Here is a 19,688-nt window from a genome sequence, read left to right on the forward strand (position 1 = left end):
CGGGGGGAACGCATGAAGGTAGCGCTGCTAGCCGGAGGATACGGCACGCGACTAAGCGAGGAGACGGCCGTCAAGCCGAAACCTATGGTAGAGATCGGCGGCCGGCCAATTATGTGGCACATCATGAAGTATTACGCCCATTATGGGCTGCGCGACTTCGTCGTGCTCGGCGGCTACAAGGTCGAGTATATCCGCGACTATTTTCTTAATTACCGCGCCAACGAGTGCGACTTCACCATTGACCTCAAGTCGGGCGGCGTCGAGTGGGCGCAGGCGGTCGCGGAGGACTGGCGCGTGACGGTGATTGACACGGGCGGCGAAACGATGACCGGGGGGCGGCTGCGCCGCGCCCGCCACCTGCTGGACGAGGGGACGTTCTGCCTGACTTATGGCGACGGCCTGAGCGACGTAGACCTGGACAAGCTGCTGGCCGCCCACCGCGGCTCGAATGCCTGGTGCACTCTCACCGCCGTCGTCCAGCCTGGCCGCTACGGCGCGCTGCACCTGAGCGAAGACGGCCTGCACGTGCGCGGCTTCCGCGAGAAGGCGGCGGCCGACGGGGGCCTGATCAACGGGGGCTTCTTCGTCTGCGAGCCCGAGCTGCTGGACCTCATCGACGGGGACGACACGGTTCTGGAGGACCAGCCGATGGCGCGGCTGATCGAGCGCGGCAAGCTCGCCGGCTTCCCGCACCACGGCTATTGGCAGAGCATGGACTCCTTGCGCGACCGCCACGTGCTCGAGGAGCAATGGGCCAGAGGGGCACCCTGGAAGGTTTGGGAGTGAGCTCGCGATGATTCTGGTGGACACGGCGCTGAGGCACCGCGAGGTGGAAGGCCGCCCGATCCGCGTGGGCCTAGTCGGCCCCGGGACGCAGGGTGCGGCCATTGTGCGGCAGGTCGTCACCGCGACCCGGGGGATGCGGATCGCGGGGATCGCGAACCGGCACATCGAGCGCGCCGTCCGCGCTTTCGCGGACGTCGGGATCGAGCCGGTCTTGCGGGCGGGTCGCACGAGGATCGAGGAGGCGCTCGGTGCTGGCTTGGCTGTCGCCACGGAGGACGCGATCGGCCTGGCACAGGCCGACGGCGTCGACGTGGTTGTCGAGGTGACGGGCTCGTTCGACCACGCCGCTCGGGTCGTCTTGGCGGCGATCGAGGCGGGCAAGCACGTGGTCCACATGAACGCGGAGCTCGACGGCACGGTCGGGCCGATCCTGAAGGCCAAGGCGGACGCCGCCGGCGTGATCTACAGCTTCTCGGACGGTGACCAGCCCGGCGTGGAAATGAACCTCTACCGCTTCGTCGTCGGGCTCGGCGTCAAGCCCGTGCTGTGCGGCAACATGAAAGGTTTACACGACCCGTACCGCACTCCGGCCACGCAGCAGGCGTTCGCGGCCAAGTGGGACCAGAACCCGGCCATGGCGGCCTCCTTCGCCGACGGGACAAAAATTTCCTTCGAGCAGGCGATTGTCGCCAACGGGACGGGCTTCCGGGTCGCACGGCGCGGGATGCTGGGTCCCGACTTCTCGGGCGGGGATCCCTATGCACCGCTGGTCCCGCTAGAGGAGACGGTGTCGGCGTTCGCCGACACGCTGGACGCGTCGGAGCACGGCCTCGTCGATTACGTGGTGGGCGCGCGGCCCGGGGGCGGAGTTTTCGTGCTGGGGACGCACGACGATCCCCGGCAGCAGCACTTCCTGCGGTACTACAAGATGGGCGACGGCCCCTACTACTGCTTCTATACCCCTTACCATCTCTGCCACTTGGAGGTACCCACGTCGATCGCGCGCGCCGCGCTGTTCGGGGACGCCGTGCTGACGCCGCTCGCCGGGCCGCAAGTGGGCGTGATCGCCGTCGCCAAGACGGACTTGGCGCCGGGAACGGTAATCGACCAGCTCGGCGGGTTCGAAGCCTATGGCGTGGCGGAAAACAGTGACCGCATCGACGCGGACGACCTGCTGCCGCTGGGCCTCGCGCTGGGCTCCACCGTGACGCGCCCGGTCAGGCGCGACCAGGCGCTGGTCTTCGCGGACGTCCGCATCCCCGAAGGGCGAATCATCGACCGGCTCTACGCCGAGCAGCGCGCGCGCTTCGGCCGGCCGATCCCGGCGGGTTAAATGGAGCTCGCGTGAAGTTCCTGCCCACCGAGCTGACCGACGCCTGGATCGTCGAGCTGGAGCCGCGGGGCGACGAGCGCGGCTCGTTCGCCCGGAGCTTCTCGCGCGACGAGTTCGGCGAGCGGGGTCTCGTCGGCGACTATCTCCAGGCAAATGTGTCAGCGTCGAGACGCAAGGGAACGGTGCGCGGACTGCACTTCCAGCGCGCGCCGCACACAGAGGCGAAGCTCGTCCGATGCGTGCGCGGCGCCATCCTGGACGTCATTGTCGACCTGCGCGGCGGCTCACCCACCTATCTTCGCCACGAGGGCTTCGAGCTGTCCGCTGGCAACGGCCGGCAGCTCTACGTCCCGCCCGGCTTCGCCCACGGCTTCCAGTCGCTAACGGACGACGTGGAGATCACCTACTTGGTATCGGCCGCATACGCGCCGGAGGCGGAGGGCGGGGTGCGTTATGACGACCCGATGCTCGGAATCGACTGGCCGTTGCCTGTGACGGTCGTCTCCAACAAGGACGCGAGCTGGCCGTTGATCGGTGGGTGGGCCGCCCCGACCTTCTTTTATCGAACCAAAGGTTGAGATATGCCGCGAGCCCTGGGCATCAGGCTGTCGCCGCGGGAGCCTGAGTAGCGACACAGGATGCAGCCGGCCCGACTACGCGAAGATTGTCGAGGTCGCACGGGCTCTCGACGCCTATGAGTGCAGGCTTGAAGAACAGGCCGGCCCATGCACCTGACAACACAGTCCATGCTCTGTGCCGATCTCCGGTGACTAGCAGCTTTGTTGCGTAGCGAACCTCCTGAAACAGGCGACGCCCCGTTATCTGCCATTTGCTCCGGCGACGCGTGAGGTACATCCAGTTCCTGCGCAGAAAATAGTGGTTGCGCAGCCGCACTGGGTCGCGCTCCGTCCGGATGTCTAGCGCGCCGGGGATGGAGCGTGCGTGGACGACTTTGCTTTTTCCAACCATAAAGCCTGGCGCGGTTCGGGTAACCCGGTCCGTGAACTCCGTGTCTTCCACCCACATGTATAGGTCGGCCAAGGGCAAGCCATGTTCGCGCAGCACCTCCCGGTTAAGCAGGATGGAGACGAAAGTGGCGCGGCGGACTGGCACCATTCCCTCGCTCAGCATCATTGGCCACTGCAGGTAGGAGATGCTGTTCAGCGTTTGGTCAACCTCGGGCACGTTGGTCAGCAATCCCTCCGGCGTTCGTGCCGTCGACAGCACAAACGGAGCATCGACGCCGTGCGCCTTCAACGTCTCCCTAGCATTGAGCAAGCGTTCGAGCGCGTCTGTGGCCGGGATCACGTCGTCGTCCATTAGCCAGATTGCGTCATCCCCGCGCTCGTAGCCGATGCGCATGGCGGCATGGAAGCCACCCGCCGAGCCGCGGTTGCATGGTAAGCGGTACACTTCTACTCGCTCGGACCAGTTTTCCACCAGCCACTCCGCTGTACCGTCGGTTCCGCCATTATCAATAATTAGAACGTGGTCGACCGGGCGGCTTTGCCGGTGAACTGCCGCTAGGCACTCGGTGAGCAGTGATCGACGGTTGTATGTCAGGATTACTGCGGACACCGTACGAGTCACATGCCTGCCCCTTTTCTTATTCTCGTTCAGCTTAGGCTAAGGAGAATGATCATGCACGTTCTTTCTGACGATCCTCCGGCGTTCCATCCGAGCATGAGGCGAGCTTCAACGTGGCCCCGTTCTCTTGCTAATTGTGAGGTGGGGGCCGACATCACAAGAATAGACGATTGAATGACACGGAAGCGGCTTTCCGAAGAGCAGATCACCGGCAGGCTGAGACGGGCGCGGTAGCGCTGGACCTGTGCCGCCGTTACGGGATGTCGAGGGCGACGTATCACGCATAGAGGGCCAAGTATGGCAGTATTGAAGCGTCGGAGGCGAAGTGGCTCCGGGCGCTTGAAGGCGAGAACGCCATGCCGAGGTGGCATTCGACCGACGCCATACTGGACAACGCGGGTTTGAAGGATCTCTTGTCAGAAAGGTAGTGGGTGCGGCCCATCAGCGGGAGGCGGTCGCGCATGTTCAAGTCGCGTTCGTCATCAGCGAGCGGCGTGCTTGCCGCGTCGTGAGCGCAGATCGCACGAGTATGCGCTACCGCTCGGTCAAGCCGGATGATGCAGCCCTGCAGGTACGCCTGCGCGAACTGGCGGGCGAGAGACGGCGGTTCGGTCATCGTCGGCCGCACATCCAGCTTCGGCGCGAGCACGTGGCCGGCAGCAGGTCCCATCATCACTGCCACGTCGAGCACCATCAGCCGCTTATGAGCTTCGGCATCTCGTCGCTGCCACAAGGACATTTCGACCAGGCCAGTGTACGAGACGACGTCGCCGAGCACCTAGACGAGCCAGGCGGGTTGTCGGATGCCGGGCGGGCCGACATTGCGGATCGCCCGCTCGACCCCGCTGGCTGCGCCCAGCGTCATCAACGCGGCGAGCAGCGGCACACCGCATCAGCTGCGCGGCAGGTTCTCCGTTGTCCATAGGACCGCGCAGCGGAGCGCAGCTCAATTTCCCGCCGAAGACGCGATGGATGTTGATGGGCGAACAAGCGTCGCCCGGCCCTGCACCCATGCAGCTGTCGTCAAAGCGCGAGCTGGTCGCGCCTTCAGCTAGTCACCTTCATCGGCGATGACGGTTGCCGCAGCCCGTTTGCCAAGTTCGGCATAGCCTAGCAGTGCTCGCGACCAGTGCCAGAAACCTGGCCGGGGTTATCGCAACTTCATCCTCATGGGCAGCCAGCAGACGGCTCAGGCCGGCATGCACCCGTTGATCAACGGGCGCGACATCGCGTTTATCGACCTGAGCCCGGACCGTCGTAGGCCTTATCCGCCATATGCGCAGAACGGGCCGGGGAATGCTAAAGCGGGTCCACCTCGCACCCCCGACCCTGGCCGCGGCGCAGCCTGGGGGCAGGTCGACGCGGTTGTCTTCTGCTACCACGCCCGGGGCGCTTGCCGCCAGCTTGAAAATGTCGAGCAACAGCTCACAGGCGAGCACGCGAGTCCATTGCGGACGAAATCGTATCGTTTTGATTTAGTCTCGAAACTTCTAGAACTGCGGGAACGGCCGAGAGTGCCACGCATTGTACGCACCGCTGCACGCAGGTGCGCAGCGTGAGTGCGTCGGGCGGTTCGCTACCGTGTGCCGGGGGGATGCTGTGCCTTCCATTCTCGTCGTTATCGCGTTGGTGTGGCTTGCGCCATGGCTGGTAGGCCTGCCGGTCGCGTTGGCTTGCCTGCTTTCCCGCTCGTGCCGTCGGAGGGTACAGTGCCACCTATTCGGGACCGCACCGATCGCGCGCTCGACACCCTTGCCTCAGTGAGCCGGAGAGGATCGTTCCGACCTTGTTCCAGCCGTAAGCTGAGTGGTGCTTGGCTGAACCAGCGTCAGCCCGGTGTAAAGACTGAAGCGAAGCGCCCTCGACGACTCACGCCTGCAGGCGATCTTCACGCGCCGAAACCAAGCCGCGCTTAGTCGCTTCGGCCAGCAGCAGCCTGATCTGTGTACCTTCAGACGAGACATGATCCCGTAAATTTCGGCCCAGGTCGCGCGTCGCGGCCCTGAACTCGCCCCAATTCGCGACCACGTCCTTGCTGCTCCAAAAGCGCACGTAACGAAAAAACGTCTCACCGCCGGCGATACAGTCGATCTTCAAGCGCCGACCTGCCTCGGCAAGGGAAGGTGAGCCGGACGCGATCGCCGGATCGAAGATGTGGCTGTGCTTGAAGACCTGGTACTCGCGTAGTGCTCGGGCAAGTTTCCATCGGAGGTGGGCAAGTTCGGCTCGCGCGATTTCCGGCGACTGCTCCAAACACGCAGTTGCGCGGTCGATGATGGCCAACGCCTCGTGCTGGAGCGCGTCGAGGCGCGAGAGCAAGGATCTGGGCCGCATAGAGCGTTCATGGACCCAAGTTGTTGAGATTACGTGTAGCTAGCTGCGGCAGTTGCCGGTCCGAGGTGGGACGGTTCTTACGAAAACGGGCGGAACGCTGTCGGACTGCGCTCTCTCATTGAGGCGCTACGTGATGCGATCCAAGTAGCGCTGTCCGACACGGACCTGGATTAGCTTAACGGCACCAAAGACCTGTCCACCCGCGCACATGAACACCCGCGCTCAAACTCGCTACGCCCGTCCACGGTTTTAGATCTATAAGTCAGCGTCGGAGGTTGAGGAGCTGAGAGGATCGTCCGCTATACCGAATGTCCGAGTGCGCGCCTGACCTCGGCCGGGATCGTGTACACGGCCTCGCGCTGCGCGCCGCGGTTGTGATGGTCGACCCGGTAGCCCTGGTACCAGCGCCGGACCAGGCCAGCGCGCACCAGGTCCGACACGCTGCGCGAGACGCTGCAGCGCCCGGACTGCAGCACGCGGGTCCGCACTTCGCGGTCGATCGCCTGCTCGGCCAGACGTTCGTCGGAGGGGAGGGCGCCCCGCCTGGCCAGATCGGCCCGGACCTTTTCGACAAGCGCGACGCGGCGGTGGTCGCGTTGCGCGAGAGGCAGCATCGCATCGGCCAGCCAATCGCGGATGCCGATACGCCGTCCGTCTTGCCAGACATACGGCCCGGCGCTGCCCTTGGCGTCCGCCGCCCGGGCGATCAGGTTGAGGAGGAGCAGCGTGTAGCGCGGCCGTTTGGAGACCCGGGCGATGCGCGCGATCACGGCCGGCGCGTCGAGCAGCTGGCGAGGGTCCGGGGCCTCCGCGTGTTCCTGTTGCGGGAGAGGGGCCGCGTCCGCCAGCATCGAGAACATGTCGGTCTGGAACATAGCAGGGACAGACCACAAACGCCGACTCTTGTGAATCCCCCTTGGGCCGTTGGCGGCGTACTTATGACGTCCGTGGCACTTCACCGGAGCCCGGCAAAGTTCCACGGCTGCGACTCTCCGTCGCTTGGCTTGCTGTGTCCTGGCCGGCCGCTATGGTCCGCCACAAATCAGGCCGGGGAAGGATACATGTCGATGAACACGAAGGATCTCGCCAAGAGCGTGGCCGAGAAGCACGGCGTGACGGAACGCCAAGCGCGTGAGGTGATGGGCAGCCTGCTCGACGGCATCGCCGAAGCCGCCGCCAAGGGCGAGGAGGTGTCGCTTCCCGGCTTCGGCAAGTTCAAGGACATGCCCGAGCGCTCCGGGCGCAACCCGTCCACCGGCGAGGCGATCACGATAGCGGCGTCGAAGAAGCTGACGTTTACGCCGGCGAAGGCTCTCAAGGACCGGTTGTAAATCGTTTCGAACGAGATGAGCGCATTCGACGACCTCGATGTTCGGCTCCGGCCGAATCGCCGAGGTGTGATCAAGAAGTTCTCCGAGCGCATCACAGCGCTCGAACGTCTGCGTCCCTGGTTGGTGGCGGTAGGCGTAGTCGGAGCGTTCGTTGCGGCGCTTGGCCGCGTTTTCGAGGGAACGTCGGGTATCGTGTTGGCGATCACGGGCGCCGTCGCCGCGGCGCTGGGTGGCGGCTTCGTCGCGGCGATCGACTACCGCAAGCTCGAGCTCGGGGCCAACCTGACCGAGGCCGAGGCGATCGCGGAAGAGGCAATCGCTCGTGGTCGGGCCGTTGAGCACGAGCGAAACGGCATTCGGACGGATGCCGAGGCGCTCGACCGTAAACGGCTGGCGCTGATCGACGCGAACCGGACCATGCGGGAAGCCCTAGAGCAGGTCCTGCTCGTGCCCGAGGCGACGCTGGACCAGGCAGCCAATGCCATGCTGCAGGCCGCGTTACGATTCCTGGTCGCATCGGTCGGGTTCGACCAGGACGAAGAATGGGCGATCTCTATTTTCCAAGTGCAAGGGGAGGGCGAGGATGCGGTCCTGCGCAGGATCGCAGCCGCGCGCGCGGATCGGCTGACGGAGCGGTTGGACGCGCGATCCTGGAAGCGCAACGAGGGTTTCGTCGGGGCAGCCTGGGTAGGTCGGCGTGACGTGATCATCGAGGACGGGGACGACCCTCGGGTCCGTGAGGACTACCCGATCCCCGCGGAGCGGCGGCGGGACTATGACGACCGGCGTTATCGCTCAATGGCTGCGATCCCCGTCAGGCTAGGTCCCGGTCCGCAAATCTGGGGCGTGGTCGCTGCGTCCAGTGATCGGAAAGGTCGGTTCCGTCGCGATCCGGGCAACCGCCAAGTGCAAACGGTCGATACGGTGCGCGGCATCGCTCGAATGACCGCTCTTATGGCCGCCGCCTTCGAGCGGAGCCGAAGGTGATCTTTACGCGTTCGTGCTTATATGCCTAGGATGAGCTCAGAGGAGCCCGCCATGAAAATCGGAATGGAGCCGGACCCGGTTGAGGATTTCGACCGGGAGATGGAGCGCGCCATCGCCGCCATGGTGCAGGCGCAGGTCGGTCGCGGTGGCAGCGTCGACGAGGCGTTGCGTCGTGTCGATCGGCTTGCCGAGCAGCGGCTACGCATGAACCGCGAAGCTTCCTGCTTGGCGGCTTGAGCTGCGGCCGGTGGCCACGGGCGTGGACAGCGAACCGAATAGCACCAAACTCACGATCGAGATTTGGAAGTTGCTGACCGAGGCCGCGCGTCGCCGTAAGGTCGACCGGAACGATCCGGCGATCCGGGGACTGATGGTGCGCGTCGACCAGCTCGCGCAGCAGCGGAGTCTGGCCGCGGCCTGAGCGGGGCTCTGAGAGCGTCCGGCATGATCGTTCCGGCGCTAAAACGATAATAGGGATTATGTAAAGTGTCGATCGGGCTGGCTGTGGAAGCGTGACTTAGGCGCTCAGCGAACTAGCGTGGTGGCTCGCGTCAGCTCTCCGCCTACTTGGTCCAGCGTCAGGCGCTCCACGCCCGATATCAACGTTCACTGCTCGTCACCGGCCGGACTACGGCTTGCTCGATGAAATCGGGTCGGACGTTCATGGGGGTCCTTAGTTTCGGCTCGCTATAACGCCGTCGACATCTTGCACCGCGTCGGTAGTCCAGCTGAGCGTCGGGACCGGCTAACGTATTGTTTACTTTGCAAACCTATGATCCCGTAAGGAGGATGCAGTCGCCATGGTCGGGTTGAGTCAGCGTGATCGGAGTAAACCGGCCTTCGGCTCGGAGAGTTTAAGCTCCGCGGATTTCTATCGGCTGAAACATCACCCCGAGTTCCGCCGTGAACTGATTCAAGTCCCCGTTCAGGAATGTGTGGCTCAGTTCGATCGCGACGGTCGACTGTCGGCCGGTGCCGCGGCCATAGCCGAACTGTTCGGGACACGCTTTTCCGCGGCGCACGCTGATGTCTTCTGGGACGCTTACCTCTCGTCGCCCGCCGTGAACAATCGTTGGACGCGCGACGAGCTCAAGCCACAGATCGAGCGCGGCGTTCACCTGTCGAACATTCGTTATCCGCGCCTGCATGAGCAGGAGTGGGTTGACATGGTGCGCGACCAGGCGTGGAGCTCGGCTCTGGTCGACGTGCCGTTCGAGACGGTGTTGGGTGCGCTTGCAGCAGCGCATGACGAGTCGGTGCGGTTGTTCATGGAACAGGCCGCCGATGAGCCTCGGCTGCCACTGATGCTCTCGGCGGTGATGCGCATGGCAGCACTTGAGGCCGCAATCATGAGCGCCACCACCGCCCAGATGCGTGCTATGGCTCTTCAAATCCAACGCGCGGAGGTCGCCGAGACTTTTCGTCATGGAGTTGGCGAGAACACAGCAGCAGCAGCGGCCGATGGCGACCAGTTAAGCGGACTCGCTCGGCGCGCGTCGACTGCCACGCGCGGTATGCTGGACAAGGCGTCGGAAGTCTCGACCGCCGCCGAGCAGTCCGCTGTTGCGATGCGCGAGGCGGCGCAGACGGCGGCCGGTCTGATCCGCGCGATCGAGGACGCGCGCGTGGAGGTGGAGGCCGCGGCCGAGATCGCCACGCGGGCGTCCGCGCAAGCCGGCCAGGCGGTCGGCATGTCGGAAGCCTTGTCCGACCACGCCAAGTCGATCGAGAGCATCTTGGGGCTGATCCGCGACATCGCGGGCCAGACCAACCTCCTGGCGTTGAACGCCACGATCGAGGCGGCGAGAGCCGGCGACGCGGGCCGCGGCTTCGCGGTGGTGGCGCAGGAGGTGAAGAGCCTGGCCAACCAGACCGCGCGCGCGACGGACGACATCGCCGCCAAGATCGCCGCCATCCAGTCGGCAACCCGGTCGACCGTCGAGACCAACGCGTCCATCAAGGCCACGGTCGCCGAGGTGCAGGAGTCGGCCGAGCGCATCCGCTACGCCATGGAGGCACAAGCGCAGACCGTCACCGCCATCACCGCCGCCGTGGACGAAACCGCACTCGCGGCGGACACGATGTCGGGCGCGATCGGTTCGATCCGGGAGGACACCAAAAGCGTCGCTAGCGAGATCGATGCCGTTCAGGACGGCTTGGCGCAGATTAGGACCAGATTGGACATCCTCGGCGACTCCGCGAGTGTGCTTATCGCCAGAATCGCGGCTAAAGCGTAGCGATTTGACGGCGGCACGCCCTTGCGCCTTTTTAATCAACGTCGACGTAGCTGGTGAACCGGCGAATAGCGCGTCCGAGTCCGTCGCGATCAGGAGCGTCTCGGCACATCAGGCGGCGAAACTTGCTGTCGTAACCACGGCAATGAGTCAGTGCCTTCCGCGTTCGGCCGTTGCCAGCCCGGCTGTTCTCGGCGCAGGAAACTGAGAAGCGGACCCTGATCTCGAGTAGTTGGCCAGTTCCGTCCTTGCATAATCGCGAACCGACAATCCGCGCTTCAACCTCGTATGGATCATGCTTCCCGGCTCAAGGGCGCAGCGCTCAGGCGAGCGCGCCGACATGGGTGAACGAGGTCACGCTCCGCTCGATCGAGAACATGCTCACATTTGAGCCCGCGGGCTGGATCCAGCACATCGCGCCGACGCCGCTGATGATGATCGTCGCCGAGAACGACACCTGCACCTTTCCCGAACCGCAACTGGCCTGCTTCGCCGCGGCGCTCGAGCCCAAGCGGCTGATGATGCATCCCGGCGGCCACTTCAACACCTACACCGAGCATTTCGCGCGGACCAGCGGAGCCGCGATCGAGTGGTTCGGCGAGCATCTTCGCTAGACCAAGGGAGACCGACCCATGCCCATGTGCGACATCTTCATCCCCGCCGGCGCGCTGGAGCCCGAGGCCGAGCGCAAGCTGGTCGCGCGCGTGTCGGAGCTCCTCGTCGAGCACGAGATGCGCCGTATAGTCGACCTGATGCCGGATCCCGACAGCATCAAGGCCAGCGCCGAGCGGGCCAACTCGATCGCGTGGATGTTCGTGCATCGCACCGAAACCTATGTGGCGGGGCAACCCGTCGCCGAGCCGCACTACAAGTTCGAGATCACGATTCCCGAAGGCATGATCGATGACCGGTTCGCTCCGGCGATCAACCGCGACATCTTCGCCGCGGTGAAGGAGGCGGAGGGAGGGAAGCACAAGCATCTCCCCAGGCGCGTATGGATCCACATCCATGAGCTGCGCGACGGCTGCTGGGGCGCAGGCGACCGCACCATGCATTTCGAGAACATAGTCGACTACGTCGCGCCCGGTCTGGCCGCGCAGGCCAGCCAGCGGTTCGGGACAGCCAAGCGGGAGCAGGCCGCCGCGCTCGTGGCGCTTGCGGGAGCCGATCGGTGAGCGCCCCCGCTCCGCTGGAGCTGCAGGTCTATCTCAGCCCCGCGCATCCGCTCGGCGGCGGGCGCACCTTCTCGCCCGTCACCTCCACGCTGATTCTGGGCCGCGAGGAGGCCGTCCTAGTGGACGCGCAGTTCGTGCACGAGGACATCGAGGCGGTCGCCGCCATGATCGACGGCTCGGGCCGCCGCCTGACCACCATCTTCATCACCCACGGCCATGCCGACCATTATTTCGGGATCGATCGCCTCGTCGCCCGCTTCCCCGGCGTAGCCGTGGTCGCGACGCCCGGCGTGGTCGAGTACATCGAGGCCAATCACGCCCGTGAGGTGAAAACGCTCGCCGCCATGATGGGCGACCGGGCCGCCGTGCCGACCTCCAGGCCCACGCCGCTCGACGAGCCCACCATCAGGCTCGAGGGCGAGGAGCTTCGCGTGATCGAGGTCGGGCAGGCCGACATCGCGCCGAGCACGGTCCTCCACGTGCCGTCGCTCGATGCGGTGATCACGGGCGACGTGACCTACAACGGCATCCACCAGATGCTCGGGCTGACCGGGCCCGAGCAGTGGAGGAAGTGGATCGAGAGCGTGGATGCGGTCGAGGCGCTCGGCCCGCGGATCGTGGTTGCCGGCCATAAGCGGCCGGGGTTGGGTGATGATGAGCCGGCGCGCATCCTGGACGAGACCCGGTCGTACATCCGGGACTTCGCCGCAGCGGCGGCTTGCGCGACCTCGCCCTCCGAGATCGTCGAGGCGATGATCGCGAGCTACCCCGAGCACGGCAACGTCACCACGCTCCACTTCTCCGCGCAGGCGGCCATCAAGGCGAGGCTTGCCCAGGTGCCCGGCTGATCTGCGGCGGAGTCGCAGCAGCTCGACCACCGCTGCGTAGATCAGGCGCAAGCGGGTAGTAAACTCGGCGCCTAAGGGGCCACGCGCAGCCAGCAGACTCTCACTGTCCGGCGTTAGCCCGAGCCGGCTAGGCCGCGTTCGGTTAGGCTGAAGCGGCTGCTTCCGACAGTCGGTCAAGTGCCTTCACCGCCTCGTGCCGACGCTCCCACTGCACGAAGACGCGGTCGTGGTGGAAGCCCGCCACCGCATTGACGCTGATGTCCTCGTCGGCGAGCGCTTGGGCGATGGCGGCCATCATGCCGACCGCCGCGAGCGAGGATTGCACCTCAAGGCTGATCATCGCCCAGCCGCCGACGTGCTCGATGCCGGTGCCCGCGAACTGCGCGGCCGGGCCGATAACCGTGAGCCCCTCCTCTTCGCGAAAGGTGCCGACGGGCTCCATTGTTGCGGGTTGAGGTTCGCCATCGCGGATCACACCGAAGGCGAACTCGATCTCGGACAGACGTGGGCAAAGCCGGGCTAGGAGGGCAGCAAGGTCGGTCTCACCAGTCATGAGCACGTTTCCGCTGCCGGTGGAAGGCTGATGCGGAGCAGGGATGCCGGATCGCGTCACTCCGTCACGGCTACCACCGGAGCGGACGAGCGCAGCGTGCTTTCGGTCGTCTGCATGTCGGTCAGGACGGTGAGCACCGCCAGCGTCTCCGAGGTCTCGTCCGCGCCCGGCGTCGCGGACCCGGGCACGAACCAGCGCCGGCCCTGGAACTCGGTCGAGACGAGCGTATGGGCCGGCACCTCCGCCCCCGGGCAGGCCTGCCGCACCACGAAGAGGCCGCCCCGCGCGTCGAGCGAGGTGTCACCACGGCAGTCGTGCGGCGACGCCGTGCGCCGGGCGTGCAGTCGGCCCAGGTAGTTGTAGATTCCGAGCACCGAGCGGAAGAACACGCTTCCGCCGCCCTCGACCCGCACGCCCCCGCCCGCATGGTCCTGGTCGCTGTCACCTTGGCCGGCGCTTCCATCAGCTCCGGCCGGGCTCTTGACCGCCAGCGTGCCGCACACGGAGGCGATGCCCAGCCCGGAAATGGTCGTGTCGGCCACGGGCGTGACCCGGAGCCGCACCTTCCCTGCTCGGCCGGGCAACTCCCCGGGGGACACAAGGCGCACCTTGGCGTCCGAGCCGACGCCGTCCTTCAGGACGGTGAGCGCCTCCTTCTCGGGAAGCAGGAAGTCGCTCGACTTCACCTTTCGTGCACTCAGCGTGAAGGTCGTCGACTTGGCGGCCATGTCGATGAACTGCCGATCCAGCGCGGGAGCCGTGCCGTCGTTGAGCTTGGTCTCGCCGGCGGGGCACACGACTCCGGCCACCACGAGCCGCAGCACGACCTCGCGCGACCACCCTTGGGCGATCAGCTCGTCGACCGTCACGGGGTCGATGGGCCGGGAGAGGCCCTGCACGAACTCCTTGCTCGCCAACGGCACGATGGTCACCGCGGGGTTCCGGTTGGTGAACCCGAACGACGGGGAGATTTCGTCGTCCCCGCCCGCTATCACGTTGGTGAAGGGCAAGGTCACCTGCACGCCCGTGCGCACCTCGCCCGTGACCGTAGACACCGTGGAGAACTGCAGCGGCTGGCGTCCGGAAGCCCGCAGCACGTTCAGCACCGTCACCTCGTCGCGCGCTCGGGCGAAGGATCGATTGTATTGTACGGCCGCCCCGTTCGTCGGCTGGAACGTCTCGCAGCCGGCGAGCGGCATCGCCGCGGCGCAGAGCGCGACGGACGCGCGACGCAGGTCGACACTCATCAGCTGTCCCCTCTTGCGGTGCGACCGATCTTCGTCCTGTTTGCGGGACAGGCTAGCCTGATCGCGGCGGAAGGCAAGGCCCGCGCGTCGCCGGCTGGAGCGGGTGCCCACCGTGTCCTACGCGGGGCTCCGCGCGCAAGGCGCCGCCCCGCCATCGGCCGGTCGCGGCGGCGGTGGACCGCAAGCGTCGGCCGGCCGGCAGCGAGCCCGGAGGGCCACGGCCCGCGCGCGTCGAGCCCTCGTGTTCGGAACCCTGGCGACGGCGGCGGCTTCGCCGTCGCCCGGACGCGACAGGCGGCGTGGCCGGCGTCGACCGGGACCGGGGCGATCCGGTCAGAGCGTCATGCCGACCGACAGGACCTCCTCGGTGGCCGAGCGGGCGATGATCAGCCTGTGCTCCCCGCGCTCGAGGACCCAACGACGGGTGGCGGCATCGCGGTAGCGGAGGTCGTCCGACGCGATCGACAGGCGCACGATCCTGGTCTCGCCGGGCAGCAATCCGACCCGCTGGAAAGCGCGGAGCTGCTTCGCGGCGCGAGGCTTCACGCCACCGGGATACTCGACGTAGAGCTGCACGACCTCCTCGGCGGCCACCGTTCCCTCGTTCCGCACGGCGACCGTGGCTTCGATCCGATCGCCGGAGAGCCTCGCCGTCAACGCGCGATAGCCGAACCCGGCGTAGCTCAGGCCATGCCCGAAGGGGTAGCGCGGTTCGACGCCCTCCGCCTCGAATTTGGCGTAACCGTGCCAGTAGCCGTAGTTGATTTCGGTCGCGTCGCGGTCGAAGAAGGGGTAGTCCTCCGCTCGCCTGGCGACGGTGAACGGCAGCCTGCCGGACGGGCTCCGCTCGCCGAACAGGAGCCGGGCGAGCGCGGTCCCGCCCTCCATGCCCGAGTAGAAGGTCTGGAGGATGGCGTTCGCCTGCTCCCGCCAGCCCTCGACGAGCACGGCCGAGCCGGCGACTATGACCACTACGACCGGCTTGCCGCTCGCCGCCGCGGCCTCGATCAACGCGATCTGATCCGCAGGTAGGGTCAGATCGATGCGATCGCCCCCGCGCGGCTCGGCGGGAGCTCCGGCCCTTCCGTCTGCCGCGGCGTCGCCCTCCTGGCCGAGGCTGATGTCGCCGGGGATGTATTCGCCCTCCTCCTTGGCCGTGTAGCCGACCACGACGACCACCGTATCCGCCTGCGTCGCGACAGCCCGCGCCTGGTCGAGGTCGTCCTCGTCGGCGGTGAGGACCGCGCCTTCGCCCATGTGGCGTTCGAGGCCCTGAAGCGGCGTGATGACATGAGGAGCGCGCACCCGGCTGGACCCAAGGTCGCCGGTGTTCTCGAGCGCCGCCAGCTTGCCCAGCACCGCCAACCTGGCGACGCGCGCGCGGGAGAAGGGCAGCGTCCCGTCGTTCTCCAGGAGCACCGCGGATTTCTCAGCCGCCTCGAGCGCGAGCGCGACGTGGGCCTCACACGCGACGAGTTCGGGACCGTATTCCGGCAGCGGATCCTCGGCGCCCGCAAACCGGAACTGCGTGGAAAGGATGCGCTGGCACGCGACGTCGATCACCTGCGGCTCGACCGTGCCGCTCTCGACGGCGGCGACGAGCTTCGCGCCGAACACCCTGGGCTCCGGATTCTCGATGTCCAGGCCGGCGGCGGCGCCGTAAGGCTGGTGGACGCCGAACACCCAGTCGGAGTGGACAAAGCCGGAGAAGCCCCACTCACCCCGCAGGACGTTGGTGAGCAGATGCCGGTTCTGCCCGCAATACTCGCCGTTCACCTTGTTGTACGCCGACATGACGGAGGCGACGCCTTCATCCAGGCAGTGCTTGAAGTGGGGAAGGTAGATCTCGTGGAGCGTCCGCTCGTCGACGCGCACGTCCACCTTGAAGCGGGCGTTCTCCATCGAGTTCAAGGCGAAGTGCTTGACGGTGGCCACGACGTTGTGGGCCTGGATGCCCGTGCCGAGCGCCGCTCCCATCACGCCCAGGTGCCAGCTGTCCTCGCCGTAGGTCTCCTGCGCCCGTCCCCAGGCGGGATGGCGCAGCAGGTTGACGCACACCGCGCCCGAAAGGTCGCAACCCTGCGCCCGGATCTCGACGCCCATGGCCTGACCGATCCGGTGCTCGAGGTCGGGATCGAAGGTCGCGCCGCGGGCCATGGTGCAGGGGAAACAGGTCGAGCTGCCCCGAGCCACGCCGCGGGGGCCGTCGGTGAACCAGAGGGGCGGCAATCCGAGCCGCTCGATCCCGCCTCCCGCCCGGTAGGGTCGCGCGCCCCAGACCCGGTCGTCCTCCAGGAAGGCCTGGAAGAAGCCGCGGCCGGACATCATGCCGACCTTCTCCTCCAGCGTCGCCTCCGCCAGCACGGCATCCACGGCGGCTTGAATCTCTGTGGGGCTCGATCCCCGAGCGGGCGCGAAGTGGGTCATATCCGGTGTCCTCCGTCGTCAGGGGTCATTGCTGGCCGAGCGCGCCGTCGCGGACGAAGGCGTCCAGGAGCGGGGCTCCGGGGACGGCCTGGGCCGCCGACGTCACGTCGAACCGCATCAGCCGGTCCTGCCGGAAACCGTAGCGCGGCCAGGCGGGGCATTCGCCGCCGGCCGGGTCGCCCGTGCGCGCGAAGTTGATCCAGCAGGCATTCGCCACCCGCGCGACCGCACGGTCGCGGTCCGTCGCGATGGCGCGGAGCGGAGGCACGCGGTCCAGCGACTCGAAGACGAGCGGGAGCTCCTCGCCGTGGTCGACCACCTCAGGCGCGGCCACCTGGTAGTCGAAGGTCGCGTCGCGGGCCTCGGGCGCGGCGAGCAGCCCGGAGTTGAAGACTCCGCCCAGCATCACCTCTACGCCTCTGGCGGCGCAGCGTTCGAAGAAGCCTTCGCGCCATGCGGCCCTCCATCGAACAGCCGAAGCGCAGGTAGTCGATCATCGACAGGTGCTGGGCGTTCTCGCACAGGCCGACTCCGCCGGCGTGGGGGCAGATCGGCTTGTCGTGGACCGCCGCGAGGAGCATGACCGCCATGGCCTCGTTCAGGCCGCCCAGCCGGCAGGCGTCCGCCTGGACGACGTCGATGGCGTCCGCCTGGAGCAGTTGCTTGAACATGATCCGGTTGGGGACGTGTTCCCCCGTGGCCACGCGGATGGGCGCGACCTCCCCGCGGATGCGCGCGTGCCCGAGGACGTCGTCCGGGTGGACCGGCTCCTCGATCCAGTAGGGCTCGAACTCGGCCATGGCGCGGGTCCAGCTGATCGCCTCCTCCACCTCCCAGACCTGGTTGGCGTCGATCATGAGCAGCCGGTCGGGACCGATGGACTCGCGAACGATCGCGCAGCGCCGCCGATCGTCCTCCAGGTCGCGTCCCACCTTGATCTTGAGGGCGCGCCAGCCCGCCTCGACAGCCTCGGCGCAGAGGCGGCGGATCTTGTCGTCGGGGTAACCCAGCCAGCCGGCCGACGTGGTGTATGCCGGGAAGCCCTCGTCGAGCAGCTGGGCGCGACGGGCGGTCACGCCGGCCTCCCGTTCCTTGAGCAGCCTCGCCGCCTCGCCCGGGGCGATCGCGTCGGTGATGCCCGTGAAGTCGATGAGGCTCACGATGTGGTCGGCGGACAGGTCCGCCGCGAGCCGCCAGACCGGCTTGTCCTCCTGCTTGCCCCAGAGATCCCACACGGCGTTGACCACCGCCGCCGCGGCGAGATGGACCACCCCCTTCTCGGGTCCGAGCCAGCGCAGCTGACTGTCCCCGACCAGCAGCCGCCAGAACTCACCCATGGCCGAGGTGATGCCGTCGAGGCTCCGGCCCACCACCAGGGCGCGAAGCGATCGGATGCCGGCGGCGCACAGGTCGTTGCCGCGGCCGATGGTGAACGTGAAGCCGAAGCCCGACAGACCGGGCTGGTTGGTGTCCAGCCGCACGTACGCCATCGAGTAGTCGGGGGCGACGTTCATCGCGTCGGAGCCGTCGAGTGATGCCGAGGTCGGGAATCGTATGTCCCAGACCGACATGGACGTGATGATCGTGCCCAATCCCCACCTCTTGTTTTCCCGTGAGGCTACGACCATACAGAATAGCTGCAATCTGTTTTCATAGGTGAAAAGTGAGGCGGCCGGAGACTTACTCGGCACCGGCGCTGGAGAAGGGTCTGGCGATCCTCGAGCTGCTCGCCGAGGAGGCGGAGCCGATGTCCATGGTGGCCGTCGCGCGTCGGCTCGGACGCAGCCACAACGAGATCTACCGGATGCTGCTCGTGCTGGAACGGCGCGGCTACCTCAAGCGCGAGGCGGATGATCGGCTGCGGTTGTCGGACCGGCTGTTCGACCTCGCCATGCGCAACCCGAAGAGGCGGAACCTCCACGACGCGGCCATGCCGGTCATGCACCGACTGGCGGAGCAGCTGTGGCAGTCCTGCCATCTCGCGGTGATCAGCGGCGCCGACATCGCGGTGGTCGCGCGCGTAGAGAGCCCGGACATGGCGGGCTTCGCGGTTCGTGTCGGCTACCGCCGGCCCATGGTCGCCTCGACGTCCGGCCGCCTCCTGTTCGCCAACCAGCCGGCCCGCATCCGGGCGACATTGGAGACGGTCGTGGCCGGGAGCCACCCGGAGCCCGCGTCGTTTCGCGAACTGCTCGAACAGGCCGATGAGATAGTCGCCCGAGGCTACCTCGCACGCGAGAGTTCCGCGGTCACGTCGGTGACCGACATCGCGGCCCCCGTGTTCAACCGGCAGGCCGAAGGCGCCGCGGCGAGCCTCACCGTGCCGTTCGTGTCGGGCCCGTCGACGCGCGTCCCGCTCCGCCACTCGATCGAGATCGTGCGACAGGCCGCGGCGGAGATCACCCGCGAGCTGGGCAGGACTTGACGGTCGCTCCGGACGGATGCCGCCGGCCGCCGACGCCGGAACAGGGCGCGGCCGGGTCACGCCGCGTCCGGTCGACCTCGATGCGACCCGAGGCGAGCTGAATCGTCTCGCCCGCCGTGATGGTCAGGCGGCTGCGCCCGCCCGTGCCTTTGGTCGCGCGAGGACGCCTGTGCGCACGATGGGGATAAGGTAGGCCAGGAGGTAGGCCGTGTTCGGCACGAGGTTGCGCCCAAACCCGGTCGACACCGAGAAGATGCCGTCGACCACGTACCAGGCGAGGACGCCGAGGGTGACTGAGGTGGCCCCCTAAATGACCTGACAGGGTCTCGCTCTTAGCTAAGAGTGAGGCATATGACTGAGCATACGACCAGGCGTTACAACGGCGGCGAGGTCCTCTCCGGGGTCCAGCGCCGGAGGCGCT

Annotated in this window: 21 protein-coding genes; 12 read left to right on the forward strand and 9 right to left on the reverse strand. The window is 66.8% G+C overall.

Annotated features, from left to right (window positions below; all coding sequences use genetic code 11):
- The first annotated feature begins 12 nt into the window (after positions 1-12).
- From rfbF to rfbC, 3 genes are read left to right on the forward strand one after another with little or no spacing between them, the layout of a single operon-like run.
- Entirely contained in the window at positions 13-786 is a 774-nt protein-coding gene (rfbF, locus tag CKY28_RS17575; protein ID WP_095999698.1) for a glucose-1-phosphate cytidylyltransferase, read from the forward strand.
- 7 nt (positions 787-793) lie between these two features.
- Positions 794-2,119, forward strand: coding sequence for an NAD(P)H-dependent oxidoreductase (locus CKY28_RS17580; RefSeq protein WP_095999699.1), 1,326 nt, complete (start codon positions 794-796; stop codon positions 2,117-2,119).
- Positions 2,120-2,130: 11 nt separating this feature from the next.
- A complete protein-coding gene (rfbC, locus tag CKY28_RS17585; RefSeq protein ID WP_095999700.1) occupies positions 2,131-2,697 on the forward strand; it encodes a dTDP-4-dehydrorhamnose 3,5-epimerase in 567 nt (188 codons plus the stop codon).
- Positions 2,698-2,719: 22 nt separating this feature from the next.
- Here rfbC and CKY28_RS17590 read toward each other — a convergent pair whose 3' ends face one another.
- From CKY28_RS17590 to CKY28_RS17605, 4 genes are all read right to left on the reverse strand, one after another.
- A complete protein-coding gene (locus CKY28_RS17590; protein ID WP_176473175.1) occupies positions 2,720-3,709 on the reverse strand; it encodes a glycosyltransferase in 990 nt (329 codons plus the stop codon).
- A gap of 274 nt (positions 3,710-3,983) precedes the next feature.
- Positions 3,984-4,484: a hypothetical protein gene (locus CKY28_RS17595; protein ID WP_095999702.1), complete on the reverse strand. Its 501-nt coding sequence runs from the start codon at positions 4,482-4,484 to the stop codon at positions 3,984-3,986.
- 1,091 nt (positions 4,485-5,575) lie between these two features.
- On the reverse strand, positions 5,576-5,989 hold the full coding sequence (locus CKY28_RS17600) for a hypothetical protein (RefSeq protein ID WP_141243992.1): 414 nt from the start codon (positions 5,987-5,989) through the stop codon (positions 5,576-5,578).
- A 350-nt stretch (positions 5,990-6,339) separates the two neighbouring features.
- Complete coding sequence (locus tag CKY28_RS17605) at positions 6,340-6,915, reverse strand: hypothetical protein (protein WP_176473176.1); 576 nt, start codon at positions 6,913-6,915, stop codon at positions 6,340-6,342.
- Between the two features lie 192 nt (positions 6,916-7,107).
- Between CKY28_RS17605 and CKY28_RS17610 the strand changes: the two genes are divergently transcribed.
- The 8 genes from CKY28_RS17610 to CKY28_RS17635 all read left to right on the forward strand — a co-directional run bounded on the left by CKY28_RS17610 (position 7,108) and on the right by CKY28_RS17635 (position 12,615).
- Complete coding sequence (locus CKY28_RS17610) at positions 7,108-7,371, forward strand: HU family DNA-binding protein (RefSeq protein ID WP_095999722.1); 264 nt, start codon at positions 7,108-7,110, stop codon at positions 7,369-7,371.
- Between the two features lie 15 nt (positions 7,372-7,386).
- On the forward strand, positions 7,387-8,358 hold the full coding sequence (locus CKY28_RS17615; RefSeq protein ID WP_095999704.1) for a hypothetical protein: 972 nt from the start codon (positions 7,387-7,389) through the stop codon (positions 8,356-8,358).
- Between the two features lie 30 nt (positions 8,359-8,388).
- On the forward strand, positions 8,389-8,595 hold the full coding sequence (locus tag CKY28_RS17620; protein WP_176473177.1) for a hypothetical protein: 207 nt from the start codon (positions 8,389-8,391) through the stop codon (positions 8,593-8,595).
- A 10-nt stretch (positions 8,596-8,605) separates the two neighbouring features.
- Positions 8,606-8,779, forward strand: a complete 174-nt coding sequence (locus tag CKY28_RS18865; protein WP_176473178.1) for a hypothetical protein — start codon at positions 8,606-8,608, stop codon at positions 8,777-8,779.
- A 379-nt stretch (positions 8,780-9,158) separates the two neighbouring features.
- On the forward strand, positions 9,159-10,595 hold the full coding sequence (locus CKY28_RS17625) for a methyl-accepting chemotaxis protein (RefSeq protein WP_176473179.1): 1,437 nt from the start codon (positions 9,159-9,161) through the stop codon (positions 10,593-10,595).
- Positions 10,596-10,936: 341 nt separating this feature from the next.
- Positions 10,937-11,206, forward strand: coding sequence for an alpha/beta hydrolase family protein (locus CKY28_RS17630; RefSeq protein ID WP_095999706.1), 270 nt, complete (start codon positions 10,937-10,939; stop codon positions 11,204-11,206).
- 18 nt (positions 11,207-11,224) lie between these two features.
- Positions 11,225-11,767 (forward strand): hypothetical protein, encoded by a 543-nt coding sequence (locus CKY28_RS18870; protein ID WP_176473180.1) that lies wholly within the window; start codon positions 11,225-11,227, stop codon positions 11,765-11,767.
- Positions 11,764-12,615 carry an MBL fold metallo-hydrolase gene (locus tag CKY28_RS17635; protein ID WP_176473181.1) on the forward strand — a complete coding sequence of 284 codons (852 nt, stop codon included), beginning with the start codon at positions 11,764-11,766 and terminating at the stop codon, positions 12,613-12,615. The genes CKY28_RS18870 and CKY28_RS17635 overlap by 4 nt, the downstream gene beginning before the upstream one ends.
- 142 nt (positions 12,616-12,757) lie before the next feature.
- On the opposite strand, the gene CKY28_RS17640 is transcribed toward CKY28_RS17635, so the two are convergent.
- From CKY28_RS17640 to CKY28_RS17660, 5 genes are all read right to left on the reverse strand, one after another.
- The gene (locus CKY28_RS17640) at positions 12,758-13,168 is read right to left on the reverse strand and encodes an ACT domain-containing protein (protein ID WP_095999708.1); all 411 of its coding nucleotides are present in this window, start codon (positions 13,166-13,168) and stop codon (positions 12,758-12,760) included.
- 56 nt (positions 13,169-13,224) lie between these two features.
- Positions 13,225-14,415 (reverse strand): hypothetical protein, encoded by a 1,191-nt coding sequence (locus tag CKY28_RS17645; protein ID WP_095999709.1) that lies wholly within the window; start codon positions 14,413-14,415, stop codon positions 13,225-13,227.
- A 333-nt stretch (positions 14,416-14,748) separates the two neighbouring features.
- Positions 14,749-16,842 (reverse strand): beta-glucosidase family protein, encoded by a 2,094-nt coding sequence (locus tag CKY28_RS17650; RefSeq protein WP_095999710.1) that lies wholly within the window; start codon positions 16,840-16,842, stop codon positions 14,749-14,751.
- Positions 16,843-16,867: 25 nt separating this feature from the next.
- Positions 16,868-17,248, reverse strand: a complete 381-nt coding sequence (locus CKY28_RS17655) for a carboxylesterase family protein (protein WP_095999711.1) — start codon at positions 17,246-17,248, stop codon at positions 16,868-16,870.
- Positions 17,163-18,434, reverse strand: coding sequence for an enolase C-terminal domain-like protein (locus CKY28_RS17660; protein ID WP_245841919.1), 1,272 nt, complete (start codon positions 18,432-18,434; stop codon positions 17,163-17,165). The genes CKY28_RS17655 and CKY28_RS17660 overlap by 86 nt, the downstream gene beginning before the upstream one ends.
- A gap of 71 nt (positions 18,435-18,505) precedes the next feature.
- On the opposite strand from CKY28_RS17660, the gene CKY28_RS17665 reads away from it, so the two are divergent.
- Positions 18,506-19,267 (forward strand): IclR family transcriptional regulator, encoded by a 762-nt coding sequence (locus CKY28_RS17665; RefSeq protein WP_095999713.1) that lies wholly within the window; start codon positions 18,506-18,508, stop codon positions 19,265-19,267.
- Positions 19,268-19,688 lie beyond the last annotated feature (421 nt).

Source organism: Sphingomonas lenta (assembly GCF_002288825.1).
Taxonomy (GTDB): Bacteria; Pseudomonadota; Alphaproteobacteria; order Sphingomonadales; family Sphingomonadaceae; genus Sphingomonas; species Sphingomonas lenta.

What these genes read in the sequence shown, in the direction of transcription:
- CKY28_RS17605 (WP_176473176.1), bottom strand. Translation starts at nt 6,915, where the DNA reads ATGTTCCAGACCGACATGTTCTCGATGCTGGCGGACGCGGCCCCTCTC.
- CKY28_RS17620 (WP_176473177.1), top strand. Translation starts at nt 8,389, where the DNA reads ATGAGCTCAGAGGAGCCCGCCATGAAAATCGGAATGGAGCCGGACCCG.
- CKY28_RS17610 (WP_095999722.1), top strand. Translation starts at nt 7,108, where the DNA reads ATGAACACGAAGGATCTCGCCAAGAGCGTGGCCGAGAAGCACGGCGTG.
- CKY28_RS17655 (WP_095999711.1), bottom strand. Translation starts at nt 17,248, where the DNA reads ATGCTGGGCGGAGTCTTCAACTCCGGGCTGCTCGCCGCGCCCGAGGCC.
- CKY28_RS17650 (WP_095999710.1), bottom strand. Translation starts at nt 16,842, where the DNA reads ATGACCCACTTCGCGCCCGCTCGGGGATCGAGCCCCACAGAGATTCAA.
- CKY28_RS17580 (WP_095999699.1), top strand. Translation starts at nt 794, where the DNA reads ATGATTCTGGTGGACACGGCGCTGAGGCACCGCGAGGTGGAAGGCCGC.
- CKY28_RS17625 (WP_176473179.1), top strand. Translation starts at nt 9,159, where the DNA reads ATGGTCGGGTTGAGTCAGCGTGATCGGAGTAAACCGGCCTTCGGCTCG.
- CKY28_RS17615 (WP_095999704.1), top strand. Translation starts at nt 7,387, where the DNA reads ATGAGCGCATTCGACGACCTCGATGTTCGGCTCCGGCCGAATCGCCGA.
- CKY28_RS17640 (WP_095999708.1), bottom strand. Translation starts at nt 13,168, where the DNA reads ATGACTGGTGAGACCGACCTTGCTGCCCTCCTAGCCCGGCTTTGCCCA.
- CKY28_RS18870 (WP_176473180.1), top strand. Translation starts at nt 11,225, where the DNA reads ATGCCCATGTGCGACATCTTCATCCCCGCCGGCGCGCTGGAGCCCGAG.
- rfbF (WP_095999698.1), top strand. Translation starts at nt 13, where the DNA reads ATGAAGGTAGCGCTGCTAGCCGGAGGATACGGCACGCGACTAAGCGAG.
- CKY28_RS17645 (WP_095999709.1), bottom strand. Translation starts at nt 14,415, where the DNA reads ATGAGTGTCGACCTGCGTCGCGCGTCCGTCGCGCTCTGCGCCGCGGCG.